The sequence below is a fragment of the Thermodesulfobacteriota bacterium genome (genome assembly GCA_040756475.1).
Lineage (GTDB): Bacteria > Desulfobacterota > Deferrisomatia > Deferrisomatales > JACRMM01 > JBFLZB01.
The window spans coordinates 1-3,282 of the sequence record JBFLZB010000306.1 but is presented as its reverse complement, the minus strand read 5'-3'; the positions used below and the strand labels follow the sequence as shown (position 1 = coordinate 3,282).

Below are 3,282 nucleotides of genomic sequence, written 5' to 3'. Positions count from 1 at the left end.
CGATTCCGGATCGAGGCGCCTCCGGGGGACTACCACCTGGTGGCGGTGAGCCGCAACGGGGACGGCCACCTGGGTCCCCTGGAGGTCGGCGATCTCTTCGGATACTTCGACGGCAACCCGGTGTCCCTGCGGAGCGGCGACGTCTGGACCGTCACGGTCCACGTGGTGGAAAAGCACCGGGACCCGGAGGCGCAGGACGAGCCCGGAATCGGCGTAACAGGCCTGCGGGGAGTGGTGCGGGACGACAACGGACGGGTGCCCGCCGGGGTGTACGCGTTCGCCTCGGCCGACCCCGGCCAGCTCGTGGGGGGGGCTCCCCCACTGCGTTCCCGCCCGGTGGGTGACGACGGATCGTTCTTCCTCGGCCTGCCCGCGGGAGGCACGTACTTTGTCGGCGCCCGAAGCGGGTACGGCGGTCCCCCTCTGCCCGGGCAGTGGCACGGGCTCCACGGCGGCGAAGCGCCCCTTGCGGTGGCGGTGGAGGAGGGCTCGATCCGGGACGGCATCGAAGTGTTGGTGCACCCCATGGAGTAGCACATTTCGGCCGCCGGGCCGGGCTCTTCGCCGAACGACGAGGAGCAACCGGCAGGGGCGGCTGCGATCCGGTATGAAGCCGGCTTCGGGTACGCGGAAGCCGAGGAGGTGGGACGATGAGGGAACGACACAGCCGGGTGCTCTCACTCTTGGCGGTTTGCTTTGCCGTCTGGTTGCTCGGCTGGCCCGGTCTCGCCCGAGCCTCCTCCGGCGGCTTCACCGTCTCCCGGCTCCCTCCCCTGACAGGGGAGCTGACCGCACCCACGGCCGTGGCGGCCGGCGCAGACGGCCGCGTCTACGTGGCGGAGTCGAGCCGCAATCGGGTGCTGGTCTTCTCCGCGGAAGGCCACCTCCTGCGCACCCTGGGGGGCTTGCGCCGGCCCATCAGCCTGGCAGTGGGTCCCGACGGCAAGCTCTTCGTGGGAAACGACGAGACCGGCAGCGTGGACGTCTTCGGCCCGGATCTCGCTCCCGCCGGCCACCTGGGGCAGGGACGCCGAGAGCTCCAGCACCCCACGGGCATCGCGGTGGACAGCGCCGGCAGGGCGTACGTGATCGACGGCAAGGCCTCCCAGGTGCGCGTCTACGGCTCGGATCGGCTCCTCGTGCGCACCTTTGGAGAGCCCGGCACGGCCGACGGCCGGTTCACCTCCCCCACCTGCCTCGCCCTGCGCGAGGAAGCCGGCGAGCTCTACGTGGTGGACCGGCCGCCCCCCGTGGGCCGCACCGGCACCCAGGGGGGAGCTCGGGTCCAGGTCTTCAGCTTCGAGGGCACGTTCCAGCGACGTGTGGGCGCCTTCGGCCTGGGCGACGGCCGGCTGGCCCGGCCCGTGGGGGTGCAGGCGGACCGGGCGGGACGCCTCTACGTGACCGACGCCTTCCAGAACCTCGTCCAGGTCTTCGGCGCCGACGGCGCCTTCCTGGGCAGCATCCACGACCCCGACCACCCCCTGCGCACGCCCCTGGGGCTCGCCCTGGACGGCTCCCTGCGCCTCGCCGTGGCCTCCCTCAACACCGGGCGCGTCGAGCGTTTCCAGCTCTTCCGCCAGCCCCACACCGTCACCGTGGTCGTGACCGGCTCGGGGGAGGTCTCGCCCCGGGGCCCCGTGGTGGCGGAGGACGGCACCGATGTCACCCTTGCGTTTTCTCCGGCCCCCGGCCACCGGCTGGCCGCCGTGCGGGTGGAGGGAGTAGGGGTGAGCGTGAGCGGCTCTTCGTTCACCCTGGATGCCCTGAGCGCCGACCGCTTGGTGGAGGTGGTCTTCGAGCCCCTCTCGGCGGACGAGCTCCTGCCCGCATCCTGGACCGTCACCACGACGGCCGGACCGGGGGGGACGGTAGAGCCGGCGGGCGCCGTGGAGGTCTCCCACGGGGGAAACCTCACGGTGCGCTTCGTGGCCGCAGAGGGCTTCCAGGTAGAGGACGTTCGGGTCGACGGCATCTCGGTAGGAGCCGTTTCGGTCTACGCCTTGAGGAACGTGACAGCTCCCCACGCGGTGAGCGCCACCTTCTCGGCGGTTCCCCCCGAGGAGACCGAGCCCGGGGGAGGGACCCCCCCGGAACCGCCGCTGCCCGAACGCGCAGGGCGCTTCGACCCCGACGGGCGGTTCGCGCCGACCCCGGACGGCACCCTGGTGGATCTGGCGGTGGGCCTGGTATGGAGCGCCGAGCCCGACTGCCGCCCCCTCCTGACCTGGGGGGAGGCGCTCTCCTACGTGGCCGAAGTGAACCGCGGGCTTCACCCCGCGTGCGGCGGCGGCGGATTGACGTGGCGGCTGCCCAACGCCAACGAAGTGCTCGGCCTGGCGTGGGGACCCCGGAGGGATCTCGCGTGCCCGGAGGGAACCTGTGCGGACCTGGCGCAGTGGCTGGAAGCCCGCGGCGCGGGCGCGCTCTCCCCCGTCCCCCTCTGGAGCTCCACCAGCTATGTCGGTGCGCCGGAAAAGGCCTGGGTCGTGGACCTGGAGGACGGATCCCTGGGGGTGGCCGACAAGGGCACCCGGGCCGTGGCGTGGGCTGTGGCCACGGCCCCGGGGGTCGTTCCGGAGACCCTGCGCACGGGACAGACGGCGTGCTACGACCGGGCCGGGGCGGAGCTCTCCTGCCCGGGAACCGGCCAGGACGGCGAGCTGCGGGCCGGGGCCCCCTGGCCCGTGCCCCGCTTCGCGGACAACGGCGACGGGACCGCGACGGATCCCGTGACCGGGGTGACCTGGCTCGGGGATGCCGGGTGTCTGGGAGATTGGGCCGCGGACGCTCTGGGGGAGGCGCTGGAGCTCCTGGCCCGGCCCGGTCAGGGGGTAGGTTGTGCCGGGTACGGGTCAGCCTACGCCGACTGGCGCCTGCCCACCCGGCCCGAGCTCTACGCCCTCCTGAGTTTTTCCCGGTCCGGGCCCCCCTTGCCCGAGGGGCACCCCTTCTCCGACTTCCCGGCCGGGGGTATCTGGGTGTCCGACCCCGAGCCCAAGGCGGCCTTTCTGGGCACGGGCGACGCGTCCCAAACGGCGCGGGCAGGAGGAGCGGCGGTGGCCGCCCTGTGGCCGGTGCGAACCGGCGAGCCCGCGCCTGTCGGCTCGTCCGGTCCCGATTCCGGGACAGCTCCGGAGGGGGAGGAAACCGGTGCCGCGCCCACCACGCCGCCCCCACCCGCCCAGGACGCCGCATCGGGCCGGCGGGGAGCCTGCTTCCTGGAGCAGCTGCGGCCGTACTGAACGAGGTGCAGGCGGCGTCGAGCACAGCGGCCCCATC

Annotated in this window: 2 protein-coding genes; both read left to right on the top strand. The window is 73.3% G+C overall.

The features are described 5' to 3' along the window. Positions 1 to 534, top strand: a 534-nt coding sequence (locus tag AB1578_22910) for a hypothetical protein (protein MEW6490750.1), incomplete at its 5' end; no start/stop codon positions are given. Between the two features lie 116 nt (positions 535 to 650). After that, the gene (locus AB1578_22905) at positions 651 to 3,245 is read left to right on the top strand and encodes a DUF1566 domain-containing protein (GenBank protein MEW6490749.1); all 2,595 of its coding nucleotides are present in this window, start codon (positions 651 to 653) and stop codon (positions 3,243 to 3,245) included. Positions 3,246 to 3,282 lie beyond the last annotated feature (37 nt).

Coding starts and splice junctions, on each gene's coding strand:
- AB1578_22905 (MEW6490749.1), top strand. CDS start 651: ATGAGGGAACGACACAGCCGGGTGCTCTCACTCTTGGCGGTTTGCTTT.